This window comes from Nocardia nepalensis (assembly GCF_048910785.1).
GTDB lineage: Bacteria > Actinomycetota > Actinomycetes > Mycobacteriales > Mycobacteriaceae > Nocardia > Nocardia nepalensis.
Map to the genome: position 1 here is coordinate 746686 of NZ_JBKBET010000031.1, position 18665 is coordinate 765350.

The 18665-nt window shown below is 65.7% G+C and carries 17 protein-coding genes and 1 pseudogene; 11 read left to right on the forward strand and 7 right to left on the reverse strand.

Annotated features, from left to right (window positions below; all coding sequences use genetic code 11):
- Positions 1-237: 237 nt before the first annotated feature.
- The 7 genes and pseudogenes from ACHQ4I_RS28265 to ACHQ4I_RS28295 all read left to right on the forward strand — a co-directional run.
- Positions 238-1191: an NAD(P)-dependent alcohol dehydrogenase gene (locus tag ACHQ4I_RS28265; protein WP_420774883.1), complete on the forward strand. Its 954-nt coding sequence runs from the start codon at positions 238-240 to the stop codon at positions 1189-1191.
- 418 nt (positions 1192-1609) lie between these two features.
- On the forward strand, positions 1610-2335 hold the full coding sequence (locus ACHQ4I_RS28270) for a hypothetical protein (RefSeq protein ID WP_420774884.1): 726 nt from the start codon (positions 1610-1612) through the stop codon (positions 2333-2335).
- On the forward strand, positions 2317-2634 hold the full coding sequence (locus ACHQ4I_RS28275) for a hypothetical protein (RefSeq protein ID WP_420774885.1): 318 nt from the start codon (positions 2317-2319) through the stop codon (positions 2632-2634). Before ACHQ4I_RS28270 ends, ACHQ4I_RS28275 begins: the two co-directional genes overlap by 19 nt.
- Positions 2635-2981: 347 nt before the next feature.
- The gene (locus tag ACHQ4I_RS28280; protein ID WP_420774886.1) at positions 2982-3614 is read left to right on the forward strand and encodes a hypothetical protein; all 633 of its coding nucleotides are present in this window, start codon (positions 2982-2984) and stop codon (positions 3612-3614) included.
- A 297-nt stretch (positions 3615-3911) separates the two neighbouring features.
- Entirely contained in the window at positions 3912-4874 is a 963-nt protein-coding gene (locus ACHQ4I_RS28285) for an RNA polymerase subunit sigma-70 (RefSeq protein WP_420774887.1), read from the forward strand.
- A gap of 109 nt (positions 4875-4983) precedes the next feature.
- Positions 4984-5397: an SgcJ/EcaC family oxidoreductase gene (locus tag ACHQ4I_RS28290; RefSeq protein WP_420774888.1), complete on the forward strand. Its 414-nt coding sequence runs from the start codon at positions 4984-4986 to the stop codon at positions 5395-5397.
- Positions 5398-5492: 95 nt separating this feature from the next.
- Positions 5493-5852: pseudogene (locus tag ACHQ4I_RS28295) on the forward strand (dihydrofolate reductase family protein); the annotation flags it as partial.
- 437 nt (positions 5853-6289) lie between these two features.
- On the opposite strand, the gene ACHQ4I_RS28300 reads toward ACHQ4I_RS28295, so the two are convergent.
- From ACHQ4I_RS28300 to ACHQ4I_RS28325, 6 genes are all read right to left on the reverse strand, one after another.
- On the reverse strand, positions 6290-7204 hold the full coding sequence (locus tag ACHQ4I_RS28300; protein WP_420774889.1) for an SDR family NAD(P)-dependent oxidoreductase: 915 nt from the start codon (positions 7202-7204) through the stop codon (positions 6290-6292).
- Between the two features lie 2 nt (positions 7205-7206).
- A complete protein-coding gene (locus ACHQ4I_RS28305; protein WP_420774890.1) occupies positions 7207-8634 on the reverse strand; it encodes a wax ester/triacylglycerol synthase family O-acyltransferase in 1428 nt (475 codons plus the stop codon).
- Between the two features lie 114 nt (positions 8635-8748).
- A complete protein-coding gene (locus ACHQ4I_RS28310) occupies positions 8749-9189 on the reverse strand; it encodes an SRPBCC family protein (protein ID WP_420774891.1) in 441 nt (146 codons plus the stop codon).
- Positions 9186-10691, reverse strand: coding sequence for a flavin-containing monooxygenase (locus tag ACHQ4I_RS28315; protein ID WP_420774892.1), 1506 nt, complete (start codon positions 10689-10691; stop codon positions 9186-9188). Before ACHQ4I_RS28315 ends, ACHQ4I_RS28310 begins: the two co-directional genes overlap by 4 nt.
- Positions 10688-12325 carry an acyl-CoA synthetase gene (locus ACHQ4I_RS28320; protein WP_420774893.1) on the reverse strand — a complete coding sequence of 546 codons (1638 nt, stop codon included), beginning with the start codon at positions 12323-12325 and terminating at the stop codon, positions 10688-10690. Before ACHQ4I_RS28320 ends, ACHQ4I_RS28315 begins: the two co-directional genes overlap by 4 nt.
- Entirely contained in the window at positions 12322-13746 is a 1425-nt protein-coding gene (locus tag ACHQ4I_RS28325; protein ID WP_420774894.1) for an aldehyde dehydrogenase family protein, read from the reverse strand. Before ACHQ4I_RS28325 ends, ACHQ4I_RS28320 begins: the two co-directional genes overlap by 4 nt.
- A 161-nt stretch (positions 13747-13907) precedes the next feature.
- Between ACHQ4I_RS28325 and ACHQ4I_RS28330 the strand changes: the two genes are divergently transcribed.
- Positions 13908-14924, forward strand: a complete 1017-nt coding sequence (locus tag ACHQ4I_RS28330; RefSeq protein ID WP_420774895.1) for an AraC family transcriptional regulator — start codon at positions 13908-13910, stop codon at positions 14922-14924.
- A gap of 5 nt (positions 14925-14929) precedes the next feature.
- Here the strand turns inward: ACHQ4I_RS28330 and ACHQ4I_RS28335 are convergent, their stop codons facing one another.
- Positions 14930-15553 (reverse strand): TetR/AcrR family transcriptional regulator, encoded by a 624-nt coding sequence (locus ACHQ4I_RS28335; protein ID WP_420774896.1) that lies wholly within the window; start codon positions 15551-15553, stop codon positions 14930-14932.
- Between the two features lie 101 nt (positions 15554-15654).
- Here ACHQ4I_RS28335 and ACHQ4I_RS28340 point away from each other — a divergent pair, with 101 nt between their 5' ends.
- The 3 genes from ACHQ4I_RS28340 to ACHQ4I_RS28350 are packed head-to-tail and all read left to right on the forward strand — an operon-like array spanning position 15655 to position 18663.
- A complete protein-coding gene (locus ACHQ4I_RS28340) occupies positions 15655-15912 on the forward strand; it encodes a 4Fe-4S dicluster domain-containing protein (protein ID WP_420774897.1) in 258 nt (85 codons plus the stop codon).
- Complete coding sequence (locus tag ACHQ4I_RS28345; RefSeq protein WP_420774898.1) at positions 15909-17252, forward strand: FAD-dependent oxidoreductase; 1344 nt, start codon at positions 15909-15911, stop codon at positions 17250-17252. The genes ACHQ4I_RS28340 and ACHQ4I_RS28345 overlap by 4 nt, the downstream gene beginning before the upstream one ends.
- A gap of 25 nt (positions 17253-17277) precedes the next feature.
- A complete protein-coding gene (locus ACHQ4I_RS28350; RefSeq protein ID WP_420774899.1) occupies positions 17278-18663 on the forward strand; it encodes a cytochrome P450 in 1386 nt (461 codons plus the stop codon).
- Positions 18664-18665 lie beyond the last annotated feature (2 nt).

Genomic DNA, 18665 nt, shown 5'->3' on the forward strand with positions numbered 1-18665 from the left:
GCGGTGATTCTGCCAGAGTTGTTGATTCTCATTCGGTTTCACCGATGGTGCGTGGGTGTTCCGCGTGGCCTGTCGGACCCGCGCGTCACGCGGTAATACAGGACGTTGCTGGTGTGCGGGAGAGGGTTCGGCGAGTAGCGCCGAATGCCGACGCACAGTTCGCCGGTCGCGGGGCGGCCCGCCGACTAGAGTTTGTCGTGTGTCAGGCTGTCGCTCGATCCTCCATGCTGGAATCGCATGAGGGCCGTCGTGTATGACCGCTACGGCGGCCCCGAGGTGCTGTCGATCGCGGAGGTCCCAGCGCCCTCCCCAGGGCCGAAACAGGTGCTCGTCCAGGTGCACGCGACGTCGATCAACCTCTCCGACTGGGAGACGCTGCGGGGGACGCCGCTGTATTCGCGCATCGGCGGGCTCCGGGCACCCAGACGCCCGGTTCTCGGATCCGATATCGCCGGACGGGTCGAAGTCGTCGGCTCCGAGGTCACACTGTTCGCACCGGGTGACGAGGTCTACGGCGACAATCTCATGCTCAAGGGCGGGTTCGCGGAATATGCCGTGGTTCCTGAATCGGCGCTGGCCCACAAACCGGCGTCGCTGAGCTTCGCCGAGGCGTCAACCCTGCCACAGGCGGGGGCGATAGCACTGCAGGGCACGGCCGGCATCGCAGCCGGTATGTCGGTGTTGATCAACGGAGCGGGCGGCGGGTCCGGAGCGTTTGCGATCCAGTTGGCCAAGAGTGCCGGGGCTCATGTGACCGGGGTGGACAACGCCGCCAAACTGGCGTTCATGCGCACGCTCGGCGCCGACGAGGTCATCGACTATCTCGCTGAGGACTTCACTCGAACCGGACCCTACGACCGGGTACTCGACCTCGTCGCCCACCGGTCGGTCTTCGCCTATCGCAGGTCGGTCGCGCGTGGCGGCCGGTACCGCTGCGTCGGCGGCACCACGCGCGCGTTGCTGCGGTTGACGACGGTCGGAGTGGTCGCCGGAATGGTGACCGGCCGCGGGCTCGGGGTCCTCGCGGTGAAGGAAGGGCCCGCGCACTTCACACCTCTCGCGGAGTCGTGTGTCGCGGGACGGATCGGTATCCACATCGACCGCAGTTTCCCCCTCGACGAGACCGCGAACGCGCTGGCCTACGTCGGCGCGGGACGCGCCCTGGGCAAAGTGGTGGTCGAGATCCGCTGATCGGCACCACCGGATGTTCTGAGCCGCAACCGGTCTGGCCCGCCGGCTACCACGACGTGGCGGCTTCGCTCAGCGCGGTAGGCGGCATTACAGTGCGATGGCATGAGTGGGCCCGCCGCGTGGTTGGATCCTGTGGCGGCGGGCCGACTGTGGGGCTGGGTCACGGGCCAGCTCCTCGACGCCGCGGGGCCCTGCTCTAGCGGCCGCGGCCGTTGGGGCGTGTCTCCCGATATTTCGAGCCATTCGACGACGCGGGCCAGGACGAATCCGGCTCGGTGGGTGGTGGCGAGTTCGTGGTATCGCCGCCGCCGTGACCGCGCCGGGTCGGGTTGGCAGTGTCGCTGGCAATGATCTGACCAACGTCATGACCGAAATCCGCTAACTTCGCCTGGCACTCCGGACGCCAGAATGAAACGTTATGCGCTTCACCACCCCGACCGTCATATTGATGATGGCCGCAGTCCTGCTGACAGGATGTACTCTTCCGACACGAGGACCCGACCAGACCGAGCGTGACAGCTGGTCACGCGTGATCGAAACTGCCATCGCGGCTCTTCCCGGGGTGGTCGATGCGTCACATTGGTTCGACTACGAGGGCAAGTCCCGCACGTACGCATCCCGACTCTTCGCGCGCCTGGAGGATGGCGCCACACCGGACGAGGCCGCGTCTGTGGTGCGTGCCATGGGCGCCCAGCAGCTTCCGCCGCGCTACCAAGGCGACTACACCGAGGTCAACATCGACCGGATGACGGGTTCTTATTCTGCGGATTGGCGGTTCGGTCGGGACGTGAGCAGGGAAGCGAACTCGGCACACACCTGGGTGAGAGTCTCGGCCCCCGGCACACAGGTGGGCTGGAGGTCACGCGGCTTCGACGTAGACAAGATGAGCAACGCCATCAGCGTAGGAGCGGGCTCCGAGGCGGAACCCCACCGTGCCACCGCGGCGATGCGCCGAATCATCCAGGACTTTCCCGAACTGGCGCCCAACCATTGGACGGTGGCCACCGTTCCTGTGGAGAGCGGGTTGAAGAATCGCTCGATCCTGGAACCCGGGTGGCTCAACTCCGGCCGCCAATCCCTCCTCCGTCCAGCCGGCCCCGCTTCCCGTTCAATGGTGAACTCGACATGTGGGAGTGGTTCCTGACCGATCAACCCACCCCATTCTTCGTCGAGATTTCCGTATACGACCCGCCCGGCAAAGCAGACCGCACCCTGGACGTCGCGATATACCCTCCTGTCGGAAAGCAATTCACCGCTGCGCAGGCAACACAACTCGCCGAACGGCATCTTCCCTACTTGGCCCAGCCCGGTGCCGTGGTCGACTACACGATCGGAGACCGCAACGTCCCCGTTTTCGCGGTCTTCGTCGGCGGTTGCCAGCCATCCTGGCGGCATGTTCCACCGGAGTCGCAGCCCTACGCGCGTCAGTATGAACGCTGCTAGGCCGTGTCTCAGCAGTGGTTTGGGTTGCAAGGCGCTGGGAAGCGGTGTCCGGCCAAGGTAGCAACTGTACGCGGATATAGCGGTAGATACCCGACATCAGTCGTGAGCTTGCGGCCCTACTCGCCGGATCCAAACGCGTCGTCACCGGCTGACTGAACACACTCAATTCGGCATTTGCACGCGTTGAGAAGCCGTGTCGACCAACACATTTGGACGGCCGACCAACGCGCGCTCCGCGGCATGAGCGTGCATTCGTCCGTGGTGGTTCGCATAAGCAGTGTTCCTGTCGTATGGGCGTGCAACTATGTGCTTCGATCGACGACCTTGGAAACGGTAGGAAGAACCTGATGACGCTGACGCGAGATGAGGCATTGGGGCTCCTGACAGACTCGCTGTCGGCGCGGCGACGACGAGGCGCCAAACGGCTGCGCGCGCTCGCCGACCCGACTACAGCAGTCGAGGTCCGCACGGCCCTTGAACGTGAGGTGCTCGACAAGCGTACCTGGGAGACCCAGTACCAATTGGTCATGGCACTGGGGATGACAGGCAGCCGAGCCGACGTCGAACAATTGAAAAGGCTTGCGCTGCAACCTCGCTCCGCGACAGCAGTCAACTGCGCACTTGGAGACGCTATTGTCCGCCTTGGTCGTGCGGACGATACCGACCCGGAGCCTCTCCTATGGTGTCTTCAACAGGACGTCGAACTTCTTGCTGACGGCGCAGTGCGCGCGGTAGCGACGCTGCGCCTGCACCTCCCCGATACTGCGGTGAACGGCGTCCTCGACTACGCCGAAGCCCATTTCCACGATCTCAACCATAAGGCCCTGCCGTACTGGCCAGCGGTCGCAGCGGCCGGTTGGTCCGGGCCTCGCGTGCAGGCTTTTCTGAGCCGCTGTGCACAAGACAGCCGCCAGATCGTCGCGGCCGCAGCAAAAGATGCTCTCGAGGGTCGTTACGGAAACTACATGAGCCACCTGTAGCGAAGCCGGACCTGAAAACACGCGCACACCGGCATGATCGCGCACTCGCGGCGCGCGTCGCGGACCGGTCGGTCTGGCAAATCACGCGAGAGCGGAGATCAAAAACGGTCGGCCCGTTGATCTTCGGGGCCGACCGCCTGGCCGATACAAGCCGCGCGCCCCGCGGCAAAAGCGGACGGCCAGGAGGTTGGCCGTGGCCAGGCTGTTGACGACCCGCGTGGTGGTCGATCCGTCCACAGCGGATGATCAATGCGGTCGCCGGTATGGTGCTTGTGGCGGCAGTGGAGATGAGGCGTGATGACGAGGGAAGAAGGCTTCGATCGTCGGATCGAACCGTTCCGGACGGAGCTGCTGGCGTACTGCTACCGGATGTTGGGCTCGGCGCACGACGCAGAGGACCTGGTCCAGGACACGTATCTGAGGGCGTGGCGGGCGCGGGAGCAGTACGACGATACGCGCAGCTCACTGCGTACCTGGCTCTACCGGATCGCGACCAACGTCTGCCTGACCGCTCTGCAGACTCGCGGCGGCCGACCGCTGCCATCGGGACTGGTGTCCGCGACCGATCCGCTCGGGCCGCTCGTGCGGGGAGAGCACGCCGCCTGGCTGCAGCCCTTACCGGATTCGTTGCTGGACACCGGCGATCCGTCCGGGACCGTGATCGATCACAGCAGCCTGCGCTTGGCATTCGCCTCCGCCCTGCAGCACCTGTCGGCGCGGCAGCGCGGTGCGTTGATCCTGCGTGAGGTGCTCAGCTTCTCCGCGGCTGAGACGGCGGAAATTCTCGGCACCACCGTCGTATCGGTGAACAGCTCCCTGCAGCGGGCACGCGCCCGCCTGAAGGGGATCGGGGTCGGTCCCGAACGGGTCAGCGAGCCGTCCACGGCAGAGCAGCGCGTCTGGGTCGAGCGATACATGCGGGCGTTCGTGCACGCCGACGTCGAGGGCCTCAAGCGTCTGCTCACCGAGGACGTCATCATGGAGATGCCGCCGATGCTCAACTGGTTCTCCGGCCGCAGCAACTACGGCCTGTTCATGGAATGGGTCTTCGAGGCGGCCGGGAAGGACTGGCTTCTCGAGCAGGTCGCCGCCAACGGCGGGCAACCCGGATTCGCCGCCTATCAGCGCGTCGATGGCCGGTACGAACTGCACACGCTCCAGATCTTCACCGTCACCGCCGAGGGCATCAGCCGGAATTCGGTGTTCCAGGATCCTGAGATTTTCGCGGCTTTCGGCCTGGCGGCCCGACTCGACGCGTAGATCCGAGAATTTCTTTCAGCGGGCGGGATGAGTTCGGACGCCACCGCCGGTATGTATTCCCGAGCTCGCCGGAACACTGCTGGCGAGCCGATCAACAAGGGAGACTCCGATGTCGAACGATCGTGCCGCAGACGAGGCCGCAATCCAGGCCGTGCTGGCTGATTCCTACAAGGCATGGGCGGCGGGCGACGCCGACGCCATGGTCGCCAACTACACCGCGGACGCGACCGCCATCATGACCGGCTCGCTCCGCGACAGCCGTGAGGTGATCCGCCAGAACATGGCACTGGCCTTCGAGGGGCCGCTCGCGGGCAGCTCGACCTACAACAAGCAGCTCAGCATCCGCTTGGTCGGCAAGGATGCCGCGATCGTTATCAGCGAATCCGCCATCCTGTTCGCCGGCGAGACCGAAGTTCCCGCCGACGAGCGCAAGGTGAACGCGACCTGGGTCCTCGAGAAGCGCGACGGCCAGTGGCTGATCGCCGCCTATCACAACAGCCCGGTACTGGCGCCTGCCCAGTGAGCCGTGGCGTGAACCAGCCACCTCACTGACTAGACGGCCCTCATCCGGCAATGCGGATGAGGGCCGTCCGTCGCGGTCATGCCCACCGCGCAACCGAGGACGCGCCGCGCATCGCGCGCGAGTTCGGCCGGCTCTGGACGGACAAGCCCAAGGTCGTCTTCTCCAGGACGCTCACCGAGGTCCACTGGAACAGCACCCTGGCCAGTGAGAACGCGGTCGAGGAGGTCCGCCAGCTGAAGGCCGCAGGCGACGGCGTGATGGAGGTCGGCGGCGCGGAAATCGCGGCCTCGCTGATGCCGCACGGGCTCATCGACGAGGACTGGCTGTTCCTGTATCCGATGATCGTCGGCGGCGGCACACCGTTCTTCCCGTTGCTGGACAAGCGAATCCAGCTCCGGCTGGTCGAGACGAAGCACTTCGACAAGGTGGTGATGCTGCGCTACGTGACCGACTAACGCCGGTTCAACCGCCCCAGCCCGCGCTCAAGTGCGACCGCCTTAGAGTGCCTTCCACTCCCACGGCTTCGGTCCCTGTCCGGCAAGAGCACCTGCGGTCGAGCGGCGGGGTGTAGACCACGGCGTTGCATCGGCAGGCGTGGGTTCGGTGCCCACTCCGACCGGGCGCGACGCATGGGGTCCAGCCGACGAAGACTCTGTTGGGGCCGAGGATATGGCCCGCCGGACAGCGCACGGGCGCGGGCTCGACCCATCCGCGCTCGGTGCGGACGAGCTGATCGGGCGGTACGACTTTGCCGTCGACGGTGTAGAGCAGACGGGTGGTCACCCATCAATAATACCGCTCGGTTCGAACCTATGTTCGATGAATGTCGCGTCTAGCACGATGGTCCTACAGACCGTCAGGTATGACCGATCGCCATATCTACTTGGTCACGCTATCTGTCACCAGGAGGTCTTGTCGGCAGTAGCATCGGCGGCTTGATTTCATGCTCAGCGGTAATGCGGCCGTGGTAGTCGGCTCGGGCCGTGTGGTCGGCGTTGCGGGCGTTTTCCCCGCCCAGTTTCAGGTTCAGGTTCTCGTTGACTCGTCGAGGCAGGAATCGTTGGGCTGCAAGGAATGTGCCCGCAATTGCTGGAACGTATATGCGGGGGGCCGATTTATCGCGGGCCACTGTTGTCACGACTGCACGGGCGACGTCGGCGGGGCGGACCTCCTTGATCAGTGGAAGGCGGCGGGTAGTCAGCGGAAGTGGGAGCGACACCGTAGTGTCCAGACCCGCAACAAGGTCGGTGGTGACGCCGCCGGGAAGGATGGTAGAGATGCGGATTCCGGTGTGACGGTGTTCGAGGCGAGCGGCGTCGGTGAAAGTGACAGCGGCAGCCTTGGCTGCGTTGTAGGTCGCCATGCCGGGCAGCGCCGTTTGGCCCATGACCGAGCAGATGTTGACGATATGGCCGGTGCCACGCGGAATCATCAGTTCGAGAGCGCGTTTGGTGCCGAGGATCAGTCCGAGGACGTCAGTTTCGAGCGTGCGCTTGGTAAGCCCGTCGTCCTCATCGAGTAGAGCACCGATGGGCATGATTCCGGCGTTATTGACAAGGACATCGATGGGCCCGAGTTCACGGGTCACGGTGCCAAGGAAAGCTCGGACCGACAGCGGGTCGGCGACGTCGAGCCGAGCTGAGCAGCGTAGTCCGAGTTGCGTTGCAGCGGTGTGTAATTGACGCTCGCCGAGAGCACCGATGGCGACCTCGGCACCGCTGTCGCGGAACGCTTTGGCGATTGCGTACCCGATCCCTCGGGATCCGCCCGTGACCGCGACGACGCGACCGGACAAAGAGATCGACATAGTTATCCCTCTCGGTGGGGCAGGTGGCAGCGGCGGAGTTCCGCGACCGATTCGTCGTACAGGGCGGCCAGCCGGTCAACGTCCGGGACAGCGGCCGGACACGCGGTGAAAGACAGTTCGAGTCGCCCGCCGTAGGACAGGCACACCACATTGAGTCCCTGGCCGTTGTAGAGGACGGTCATGGCGTGCAGGCTCATAACCTGCGATCCATTGAGGTACAACGGTTCTGCGGGCCCGGGCACATTGGAGACCGGCACGTTGAACAGCGGCCGAGTACGGCCACCGAGCCGCAGCAGATGCTCGACTAGGATCGGGAGTGTGACTAACAGGGTGTAGCCGGTTAGTGCCGCGCCGCGGAGCAGCGAGAGCTGCCCCTTCGCCTTCGCCGTCGCCCTGACTATAGAGGCCAGCCGCTGGCCGGGGTCGGCCCGGTCGGTGCCGAGTGCGATGCGTGCCCAGGTGATGGCATTGCCCACTCCCCCGTATCGGGCGGTGTACCTGATCGAGATCGGGATATTGGTCACCAATGAGGCTTTCGGAAGAGCGTCCGACTCGCTGAGATAGCGGCGCAATGCGCCGGAGCAGGCCGCGAGCAGCACGTCGTTGACCGTGCCACCGGCGGCCCGGGATATAGCCCGGAATTCCTCGAGGTCGAAGGACCTGATGGCGACCCGGCGTTCGGCGGTGATGACGGAATTGAGCACGGTCCTGGGGCTGGTCCGAGTCCGGGTCGCAGGGTCTGCGGCAGAGATCCGCGTTGCGCGCACTACCGACGGCACCACGCGCAGAGTTCGACTCGATGACACCACCCTGCGCGCTGCCCGGCTCAGCCAAGACCGGGACCATTCGGCGGCCCCCTGTGTCCGATTGCCGACTGGCGCGTACCTCGATCCCGGCAGCTGTTTCGCCCAGACCGGCGGTTTGGCCGTTTCGCTCGGATCCGTCGAGAACCACCGCTGCAGCAGTTCAGCTCCGGTCATGCCATCGGCAATCGAGTGGTGCAGTTTGCCGAGTACCGCGAAGTGACCGTCTTGGAACCCGTCGATGATGTGGACGGTCCACAGCGGCGTTGACCGGTCTAGCTGGATCCCTTGTAGTCGGGACACGACATCGAGCAGGCCAGTCCCGTCCGGAACCTGGGTGTGCCGCACGTGATAGCGGGTGTCGATCCGGTCGACGGACTCCCAGTGCGGCCAGATCCGGCCGCGACCTGTGGATTTCAACCGCAGGTCGTACGGCGGTGCGGGGTCCTGGTGAGACCGCAATCCCGCCACAAGACGACTGACGTACCCTTCCTCGCACCCTTCGGGCTCGCGGCACACCGCGAGCACCGAGGCATGCATGAGATTTGTGTCGGACTCCAGCCACAACCAGCCGGCGTCGAATAGATGCAGACTTTTGACAGGCGCGTTCGAGCGCTGACGTTCCACTCAGTCCCCTAGAGTGTTTCGGCGATATCTTCGATCTAATGACCGCAACAGCCCGAACGTCGTTGTTCAGCGGTGCCGTATGAAGTTGTCAGGGGCGCAGCTATCCCGGAGAACTCATCCCGTTTTCAGCCGCTCGCGCTTATGCTGCCGCCGAGCCGCGCGGACCAGTGAAAGGACCAGTACATGGGCCAGTCGCCGCAGCGCGAACTCGATAACCCATGAACGGTTTTCGCAGCCAAGCGTCCAGGTAACAGTGGTGTGGTGGTTGTCCCCGGACAGCAGCACTTCGCCGCAGTAGCTCCGCAGCGGGATTCCGGACACCGCCTTGTACGCCAGCCAGCGCCGCGGCACATGACCGATGATCTCTTCGCGTACCGCTACGCCGGGAATCCCGATGCTACGCACAGCACCGATCCCGTTGGCTTCGAATTGCCCCGGGCGCTCGAGCTTGGCGACGATGCCCGGCAGCCAGCCGGACATGCCCTCGTGGTCAGCGAGCACCTCCCATACCAGCGACCGCGGCAACGCGACCCGCGCGCAGGCGTGCACTCTCATATCCGTGCCTCCGAAATGACCCGGCCACCAAGCTCGTAGGCCGCCAGATCGACACGGGCAGTGGCGCGGGCATAGGCAATATGCGATCCGGGCCAGACGGCGACGACCTTTCCGGCCTCGGTGTGATACCAGCCCGGGCATCCGCTGGTGAATACCGTTGCGGCCAATCGGCGTTGCAGGTCCTGATTGAATTCGTCCTGGACTTCACGGCGAACGTCGAGCCAGCGGCCCGTACGCGCACTGATTTCGAGGGCCTGGCGCGCATACCGAGCCTGCTTCTCCAACAGGAAGATGATCGTATTCGTGATCGAGCCGGTGTTAGGGCCGTAGACCATGAACAGATTCGGGTACCCCGACACCGAAATCCCCAGATATGCCTCAGGCCCAGCCTTCCACTCGGTGTGCAGCTTGCGCCCGTCACGGCCGGTGATATCGATCGGGGCGAGGTACTCGGTGGCGGTAAACCCCGTACACCACACGATCACGTCGGCGTCGACGGCAGTTCCGTCGGACAGCACCAGACCTGAGGGCGTCACTTGGGTGACGGCTTCGGCGTGCACCGACACGTGGGAGCGATCCAGTGCCGGGTACCAGTCGTTGGACAGCAGAATGCGGTTGCAGAGCACCTTGTAATCGGGGGTCACTTTCCGGCGCAGGGTCGGATCAGAGATCTCGCGGCGGATCTTGAATCGCAGCCACGCGTGCAGTACCGCCCGCATCGGGTCGAACCAGTTGTGGATCATCGGAACTCGCGACTCGTACCAGAGCCATTCCAGGTTGTGCTGCGCGCGGGACAGTCCCGGCACTACCCGCATCATCCGCCGGATCCACGCCGCGGTGCGGTAGTTCCATTTGTTGCCGATCCAGTTCGGAGACCGCTGGATCACATGCAGTTCCGCGACCCGGTCGGCGATGGCCGGCACTAGCTGTACCGCACTGGCGCCACTACCGACCACTGCGACGCGTTTGCCCCGCAGATCCACGGTGTCGTCCCATTCGGCCGAATGAAACTGGCTGCCCGCGAAGGTATCCAGGCCCGGAAACGCCGGAACCTTCGGCCGTGAAAGCTGTCCGGTCGCGCAGATCAAGGCGTCGTAGCAGTGCTCCTCGCTACCGGCGAGCGTCACTCGCCAGCGTCCGGTCGCCTCGTCGAAGCGGGCGGCGGTCACTTCGGTATTCGACCGGATCTTCGGTGCGACACCGTATTTGACCGCGCACCGCTCCAGGTATGCCTTGATCTCGTGCTGCGATCCGAAGCGCCGTGACCACTCGGACTCCAGCTCGAAGGAGTACGAGTAGGTCGACGACGGCACGTCACAGGCGGCGCCCGGGTAATGGTTGGCCCGCCACACTCCCCCGACCCCGTCGCCCTTCTCGAAGACGATGTAGTCGGTGATGCCGTGGCGCTCGAGTTCGATCGCCGCACCGAGTCCGCCGAAGCCACAGCCGATGATGGCAACCGAGGGCGCCGGGGCGCTCGATGATGGGTACTGAGTTGTCATGTGAGATCAAGCTCCTCGAGGGTGCGGCGCTGCACCTTACCGGTGGCATTTCGGGGTAGTTCGTCGACGAAGATCACGTCTCGTGGCACCTTGTAGCGGGCGAGGTTGGCCTTTACGTGGGCCTTGACCGCGGCCTCGTCGAGGACTGCGGCGGGCGCGCGAACGATGACGGCGCGCAATCGTTTCCCGAAGTCGGCGTCGTTGACCCCGACCACCGCCGCCTCGGTCACTTCCGGCAACCCGGCCAGCAGGTTCTCGACTTCGAGGGGGTAGACGTTCTCGCCGCCGGACACGATCATGTCGTCATCGCGGCCGTCGATGAACAGCAGCCCGTATTCGTCGATGTGGCCGACATCGCCGGTGGACATGTAGCCGTCCACCACCTGTTTGCGGCGACCGTCGGTGTAACCCTCGAAAGGCGCTCCGCTGCGGACGAAGACCCGGCCGATGGTGTTGGGACCGTCGACGCGCCGGTCGGCGTCGTCGAGCAGAACGACGTCGGTGGTGACCGGCGGACGCCCGACGGTGCCTGGCGCCAGGCGCAACTCCAACGGCTGCGCGACGGCAGCGATGGCCACCTCGGTCGAGCCATACAGGTTGTACAGGACATCGCCGAACGCGTCGAGAGCGCGGATCGCCAGGTCCGGATCGAGTGCGGAGCCCGCGACAACGATCGCGCGCAGCGAGCTCGAGTCGTAGCGGCCGAGCGTTTCCGGACCGAGGGCAAGGATGCGGTTGAGCATGGTCGGCACCAGCACCAGCATCTCGGCCCGGTGTGTGGCGACCGCGGACAGCGTCGCCTCGGCGTCGAAGCGGCGCATGGTGATCGCGGCGTTGCCGAGCGCGGTGTTCACCGTCCACATGCCGAACCCGGTGCTGTGGAACAGCGGTGAGGCGATGATCGCGCTGCCGCCACGCGGGAATGGGATCCGATCGACGAACGTAGCGCTCAGCAGCGGTGAAACCTTGGTGCGCGGAGCGCCTTTCGGCGGTCCGGTGGTGCCGCTGGTGAGGATGACGAATCCGCCGGGCCGAGGGGGCGGCGGCGGCCGGCGTCGGTCGCCGCGGGCGATCAGGTCCTCGATGGTCTCCGCGGCCACGGGTAGCTGGTGCCCCTGGTCGACCCAGGTGAGGAAGCGAGGCAGCGGCAATTCGTCGAGCAGTTCGGTGAATTCGCTGTCGTGCAGTACCGCCCGGACCTGCTCCCGGCGCGCCACGTCCAGGAACTGGGGTTTGGCGAAGCCGGTGTTCATCATGGCCAGCCGCAGTCCGGCCCGCCCGGCCGCGCTGATCGCGAGTAGCAGGCCGCGGTGATCACGCGCCAGCACAGCGATTACCGAGCCTGGTAGCAGGCCCGCCGCGGTCAGCATGGACGCCAAGGCGTTCGACTGTTCGTCGAGTTCCCGGTAGGTCAGTGCACCCCGCTCGTCCACGACGGCGACTGCATCGGGTCGTTCCAGGGCCGCCTTCATGATCAAGGCGGCCTGCGGCCCGTAGGTCCGGTTGTCGGCGGCCAGCCGCCGCAGACGGTCGGGACGGGTGAGGTCCACGACACCCGCGCGATGCAGCACGGCCGCCGCAGCCACCTTCTCCACGAGGTCGCGCACCCCGCTGGGCAAGGTCGTGCGGGTCACCAGCCCCACCTCCGTCGTCCGGTCGCGGCCAGCGCGCGCATGATCCGTCCGAGGACCACGGTGCCGCTAGGGGTGTATGGGAACCACAGCAGATATCGCTGGTAGGGAATTGGCGCGCGGGGAGCGGTAACGGTCTGCGGGCGGCAGTAGCGCAGTACCGAGTCCGCCCCGCCGAAGCGCCCGCCGAGCCCGGACTGCTTCCAGCCGTCCATGGGCGCCGCGAAGAAGAAGACGTTCGCGTGCGAGTCGTTGATATTGACCGAGCCCGCGTCCAAACGCGCAGCGATCGCACGGCCACGGCGGGTGTCACGGGTCCACACGCTCGCCGACAGGCCGAATCGCGACGAATTGGCCAGGGCGACAGCCTCGTCCGCGTCGGCGACCTCGATCACGGGGATGAGTGGTCCGAAAGTCTCCTCGCACACCACCGCCATGGTGTGATCGACCCCGGTCAGCACGGTCGGCTGCACCCACTTCGCGTCGCGATCGGTGTTCCCGCCGACCGCGACCCGCGCGCCCGCGGCCAACGCGTCGACGAGATGCGCACGGACCAGGTCGAACTGATCGGTGGTCACCAGCGGAGCCACATCCGCGCCGCGGCGCAGCGCCCCGACATGGGCGGAGAGCCGTTCCACGAACCGCGGATACACCGCCGACTCCACGTAGACCCGTTCCACCGAGGTGCACATCTGACCAGCGTTGGCCAGTGCGCCCCACGCGATTCCGCGCACGGCCAGGTCCAGATCGGCGTCGGCGAGCACAATGGCCGCGTCCTTGCCGCCCAATTCGAGTCCGCAGGGCACCAAACGCTGTGCACAACGCTCCGCGATCCGGATACCGACTTCGGTCGAACCGGTGAACTGCACAAAGTCGGCCTGCTCCACCAGGGCCGCGCCGCTGGAGCCGGGACCGTGCAGGACCCTGAACACCGGGGGCGCGCCGATCTCGGCCCACCCCTGGATCGCCGCGATCACGCTGCGCGGTGTCGCCGAGGCGGGTTTCACCACCACCGCAGCGCCGGCCAGCAAAGCCGGAATCGCATCGCACAGTGACAATCCGAGCGGAAAGTTCCAGGGCGTGATCACTGCGACGACCGGATATGGCCGATGTGTCACCGTCGCCTGCTTCATCGCGTTGAGCAGGTTCGGCGGCGCCGGATGCCCGGGGCGCAACCACCCGCGTGCATGCCGCGCGGAGTATTTGATCAGATCGACCGGGACCGTGAACTCGATCCGTGCTTCCACCGTCGGTTTCCCGGTGTCGGCGGCGAGCGCCGCCACGATCCGCTCTTGGTTGTCCAGCAGCCATTCGGCGTAGCGCCGCAGCCAGCGGGTCCGGGCCTCGACGCCCAGTCTCTCCCATTCCGGTTGTGCCGCACGCAGTTCCGACACCAAACCGGGTACGTCGACGACCTGGTTCACCCTCGCACCGTCCTCGGTCGCCGAGCGCGGTTGTGATGTCTCGCCATTGAGTCCTCCACTCTCTGTCCCTGGCACATCAGGCTAGGAACCCGGCCGTCACCAATCCATGGGATCTGAGGCCAGTACTTGTGAATTCCGGCCAAAGCGGCGACGATGAGGCAGTGACCGAAGCACTACTGCTGTCGCGTTCGATCTCGAGCGCGGCCATTCTGGCGCAGATCGCGACCGAGCACGGCATGGAATCGCGGGAGATCCTGCATGGGACCGGGATCGACGCCCCCGCGCTGGCCGATGTCGAGGCCGAGATCCAGGCCCGTCAGGAATTGCAGATGGTCGGCAATATCGTGGCGGCTATCGGCGACGTACCCGGCCTCGGCCTGCTCGCCGGAAGCCGTTATCACCTTGCCACCCACGGCATCTGGGCCTTCGCGGTAATCAGCTGCCCGACCGTGCGCGCAGCCCTGTACACCGCGATCGCCTACATGGACGTCGGCAGTTCGTTCTTCGGCTGGCGAATCGCCGAGCACGAGACCGGCGCGGACATCATCCTCGACACCGCCCGGGTACCGGAAGCGGTGCGCACCTTCCTCATCGAACGCGATGTCGCCTGCGTGATGACCGCGGACCGCGATGCCTTCGGCGAGCTGCGGCCCTTGGACCGGATCGAACTGCCCTACCCCGAACCGGGCTACGTTCATATGCACCGCGAGATCCTCGGGTGCGAACCAGTATTCGACGCACCGGCGGCCCGCCTTACCGTAGGGGCGGACACCCTGAATCTGCCAATGCCGCAAGCCAATCCGTATACCGCTGCACTCGCGGAGCGACAGTGCAGTGAGCTGCTGCAACGGCGCCGAGAACGATCCGGTGTCGGCGGGCGGGTCCGCGCCGCGCTGATCGCCCGAGGCACCAGCGCTTCCCAGGATGAGATCGCCGCCGAACTGCGAATGAGCATCCGGACACTGCGCCGCCGCCTCGGCGACGAAGGCACCGGGTTCCGGGAGTTGGTCGACGAGACCAGACAGCTGCTGGCCGAGGAGCTGCTCGCCATCGGCGCGACCGTCGAGGACGTAGCCGAGCGCCTCGGTTACGGCGACGCCTCCGCCTTCACCCACGCCTTTACTCGCTGGACCGGCACCACACCAGGCAAATTCGCGCGCACCATGCGGCGACGCTGATCCATCTACCCGGCTCGGCCCAGTAGATGGGTCGCGGTCGTAAGGGCGTACTCGACCACGGAGTCGACGAGCCGCTCCCGATCCAGTGGCACCTCTCCGCCGAGCCAGTCGATCACCAGCTGCATCCCGCCGAACATGATCAGCGTGCAGGCCACCTGTACCTCGGCCCCCCGATCGGCGTAGGCGGATACTCCGCGTAGTTGTGTGGCCAGCTCCGCGGCCATGCGTTTCGTGACCGTCGTACGGAATCGCAGCAGCAGGTCGTCGTAACCGGTGGCCTTGCCAAGTGCGGCGCGCCGCGGATCATTCTCGAGTGCGTCCAGCAGCGCGTTCATCGCAGCCGTGCCGCGCTCGCGCGCGCCGCCGGACGTGGAGTGCGCACGATCGAGGATGTAACCGATGACGGAATCGGACTCGCTATCGAGGATGGCCTGCACCAGCGCGTCGCGATTATCGAAGTTCTCGTAGAAGTAGCGCGGGCTCAGCCCGGCATCGCGGGACACTCCGGTCACCGTCACCGCGTCGGGACCACCGGCCGCCAACAGGCTGTACGCCGACTCGATCAGCCGTTTACGCCGGTCGGACCGGCGATCCTCCTCGGCAACACCGCCATAGACACGCTGGGTCATGGGTCCATCGTGTCATGCCCGCCGAGGGTTGAAATCTGATAAGGCAATATCTAGAATTCGCATATCTGGAAATAGCCTTATCAGTTTTCTAAAGGAGCGACATGGCATACGTCATCACCGAACGGTGCACATCCACCAAAGACGCGTCCTGCACCCGGGTATGCCCGGTCGAGTGCATCCATCCGACGCCCGATGAACCGGGTTACGCCACAGCCGAACAGCTCTACATCGACCCGGAGGAGTGCATCGACTGCGACGCCTGCATGGAGGCGTGCCCGGTAGACGCGATCTACCCGATCAAGCGGCTACCTACCGAATACGCGGGCGCTGCCGAACGCAATGCGGAGTACTACTCTTGAGCCACAACGACATTCGCGTCGCGGTGGTCGGCAGCGGGCCCTCCGGCTTCTACACCGCGGGCGCGCTGCTCGCCGAGGACGGGATCACCGTCGACATGTTCGATCGGCTACCGACACCGTTCGGACTGGTCCGGGCCGGGGTGGCGCCGGATCATCCCAAGATCAAGTCCGTTACCCGGGTGTTCGAGAAGATCGCGCGCGATCCGCGATTCCGATTCCTGGGCAATGTGCAGGTCGGGCGTGATGTGCTGACCGGCCACCTGGCGCTCTACTACGACGCGGTCGTCTACGCCCACGGCGCCGACCGCGGCAGGTTCGCCGGTGTCCCCGGCGACTCGCTGACCGGGAACCATACCGCGACCGAAGTGGTGGGCTGGTACAACAGCCACCCCGATCGCGCAGACCTCGAACTGGATCTGACCGGCGCGCGCGCCGTCGTGATCGGGAACGGCAATGTCGCACTGGATGTCACCCGCATACTCGCGCTGCCCGCCGAGCGACTGGCGGCGACCGATATCGCCGACCACGCCCTGGCCGCACTACGGCGTAGCCGCTTGCGCGAGATCGTGGTGCTTGGCCGGCGCGGCGCCGAGGACGCCGCCTTCACCGTGCCCGAACTGCTCGAGCTGGGCGAACTCCCGGATGTCGACGTCGTGGTTGATCCCGCCGAATTGCCCGGCACGCACAGCGCACTAAGCGATTCGGCACAAGAGAAAGTCGCGATCCTGCGCGAATACGCCAGGCGGCCACAACGTACGGATAACCGCCGGATCGTGCTGCGGTTCCACACGACCCCGGTGGCCGTTGACGGAGACGAGCACGTCCGCGGAATTCGGGTGCGGCGCACCGCAGATCGCACCGGCGACGCATCCGAGCGGCTGCTGACCGCTGGGCTCGTGGTACACGCGGTTGGCTACACGGGCTCCCCGCTGTCCGGGCTTCCGTTCGACGCGGAACGCGGCATCGTCCCCAACCTTCACGGGCGGATCCTGGACGCGGACACCGTGATTCCGGGCCAATACGTCAGCGGCTGGATCAAGCGTGGTCCCACCGGCATCATCGGCACCAACCGCGTGTGCGCACAGGACACCGCCGACAGCGTGCTCGCCGACCTGCGAGCAGGTCTACTCCCTCCCCGACGCATTGAAGGCGACCGCGACGCTGCCGTGCAGCTGCTGCGCCATATCGGCGTCGAAGTGGTCAACTTCGACGGCTGGAAGGCCATCGACGAGCACGAGTGCGCGCTCGGGCGCCCCACTGGCAGGCCGCGCGTGAAGCTCGCTCGCCTCCCCGAACTCCTCGCCGTCGGGGCCAGCCCCGCGGCCTCGATCGACCTGTGATCAGTTACCAGAGAATGGAATTGTCATGACCTCATCACCTGCGGCAGCGTGGCCGCAACCGACGGCCGGCGCCTACCGTGCCGATGCGCACGGTCGCCCCCCGGGCCCCCGCGGCCTCCCACTGGTGGGCGTGGCCGCGGACATCGTGCGCGATCCGTATCGCTCGCTGCAGCGCATCGCCCAGACCTACGGCGACGTCGCCCGGGTTCCGATTCCGGGAATGAATCTCGTGCTGGTCAGCCATCCCGACTATGTCAAGCACGTCATGAACACCCGCCAGGCCATCTACCCCAAGCCGCCGATCTTCGAGAATGTGCTCTTCCGTGAGGCACCCCGCTTCCACGGCATGGCCAACGGTGACGAGTGGCGCCGAGTACGGCGGGTGTTGAATCCGAAGTTCACCGAGCGCGGCTTGGCTCCGTTGAACGAGCTGATGGTCGACCAAATCACCGAGGTCGTCGATTCCTGGCAGCGTTTCGTAGGCGGTACTCCTGTGAATATGCAGGACGAACTGACCATCCTGACCATGTCGGTCATGCTGCGGACGATGTTCACCCGTCCGGTTCCACGCTCGACGGTCGAGCCGCTGGCCCGCCATTTCGCGGATCTGACCGCGGGCATGGCTATCTCGATGTTCACCACCACCCTGCCACCGCAGGTCCCCCGGCCGTACGGCCGCCGCACCGCCGGCGCTTATGCCGCCATCATGAGCTACATCGACGAGATGGTCGCCGATCGGCGCCGCAACCCAATTCCGGATGGCGATCTTCTCAGCATGGTCCTCGACGCGAGCTTCGACGACGGGACCACGCTCACCGAGGAGCACGTCCGCCGTGAACTGATGGGGCTCATCATCGGAGGCTATGAGACCACCGCCGCGGTGATGTCCTGGGTGCTGGCGCGGCTGCCCTTCGCACCCGCTGCACAGGCGAGGGCTTACGCTGAGGTCGACGCACTCGGCGGCAACCAGGTATCGCGCGACGATCTCGATAATCTCGGCTACTTGCGGGCCTGTTTCGACGAAGCGCAACGGCTGCAAGGGTTTCCGCTCAACGCCCGCCAAGCCACCGAGGACGACGAGATCGGCGGCTTCCGAATCCCCGCCGGTACGGTTATCGGCGTCTCGGGGTACACGCTGCATCACGATCCTCGCTTCTGGCGCGACCCGAACGCCTTCGATCCGTCGCGATTCCTCGACGAGGAAGTCAACGACTACGCGTTCCTGCCGATGGGCATCGGCCCGCGTCGCTGCCTGGGCTTCCGCATGGCCTACATGGTGGGTCTGTGCACCCTGGCCACGGCCTTCCAGCGGTATCACTTCGCGCTGACCCCGGGATGGCAACCGCTGCCCCGGTTCTCGTTCTCCACCGTGGTGCGCGGTGGAGTTCCGCTGACACTGCAGGCCCGGTGATC

Bases quoted from the DNA above. Each gene is read 5' to 3' on its own strand.
- ACHQ4I_RS28275 (WP_420774885.1), top strand. From the start codon at position 2,317: ATGTGGGAGTGGTTCCTGACCGATCAACCCACCCCATTCTTCGTCGAG.
- ACHQ4I_RS28270 (WP_420774884.1), top strand. From the start codon at position 1,610: ATGCGCTTCACCACCCCGACCGTCATATTGATGATGGCCGCAGTCCTG.
- ACHQ4I_RS28300 (WP_420774889.1), bottom strand. From the start codon at position 7,204: ATGTCGATCTCTTTGTCCGGTCGCGTCGTCGCGGTCACGGGCGGATCC.
- ACHQ4I_RS28280 (WP_420774886.1), top strand. From the start codon at position 2,982: ATGACGCTGACGCGAGATGAGGCATTGGGGCTCCTGACAGACTCGCTG.
- ACHQ4I_RS28285 (WP_420774887.1), top strand. From the start codon at position 3,912: ATGACGAGGGAAGAAGGCTTCGATCGTCGGATCGAACCGTTCCGGACG.
- ACHQ4I_RS28315 (WP_420774892.1), bottom strand. From the start codon at position 10,691: ATGACAACTCAGTACCCATCATCGAGCGCCCCGGCGCCCTCGGTTGCC.
- ACHQ4I_RS28310 (WP_420774891.1), bottom strand. From the start codon at position 9,189: ATGAGAGTGCACGCCTGCGCGCGGGTCGCGTTGCCGCGGTCGCTGGTA.
- ACHQ4I_RS28350 (WP_420774899.1), top strand. From the start codon at position 17,278: ATGACCTCATCACCTGCGGCAGCGTGGCCGCAACCGACGGCCGGCGCC.
- ACHQ4I_RS28340 (WP_420774897.1), top strand. From the start codon at position 15,655: ATGGCATACGTCATCACCGAACGGTGCACATCCACCAAAGACGCGTCC.
- ACHQ4I_RS28265 (WP_420774883.1), top strand. From the start codon at position 238: ATGAGGGCCGTCGTGTATGACCGCTACGGCGGCCCCGAGGTGCTGTCG.
- ACHQ4I_RS28335 (WP_420774896.1), bottom strand. From the start codon at position 15,553: ATGACCCAGCGTGTCTATGGCGGTGTTGCCGAGGAGGATCGCCGGTCC.
- ACHQ4I_RS28290 (WP_420774888.1), top strand. From the start codon at position 4,984: ATGTCGAACGATCGTGCCGCAGACGAGGCCGCAATCCAGGCCGTGCTG.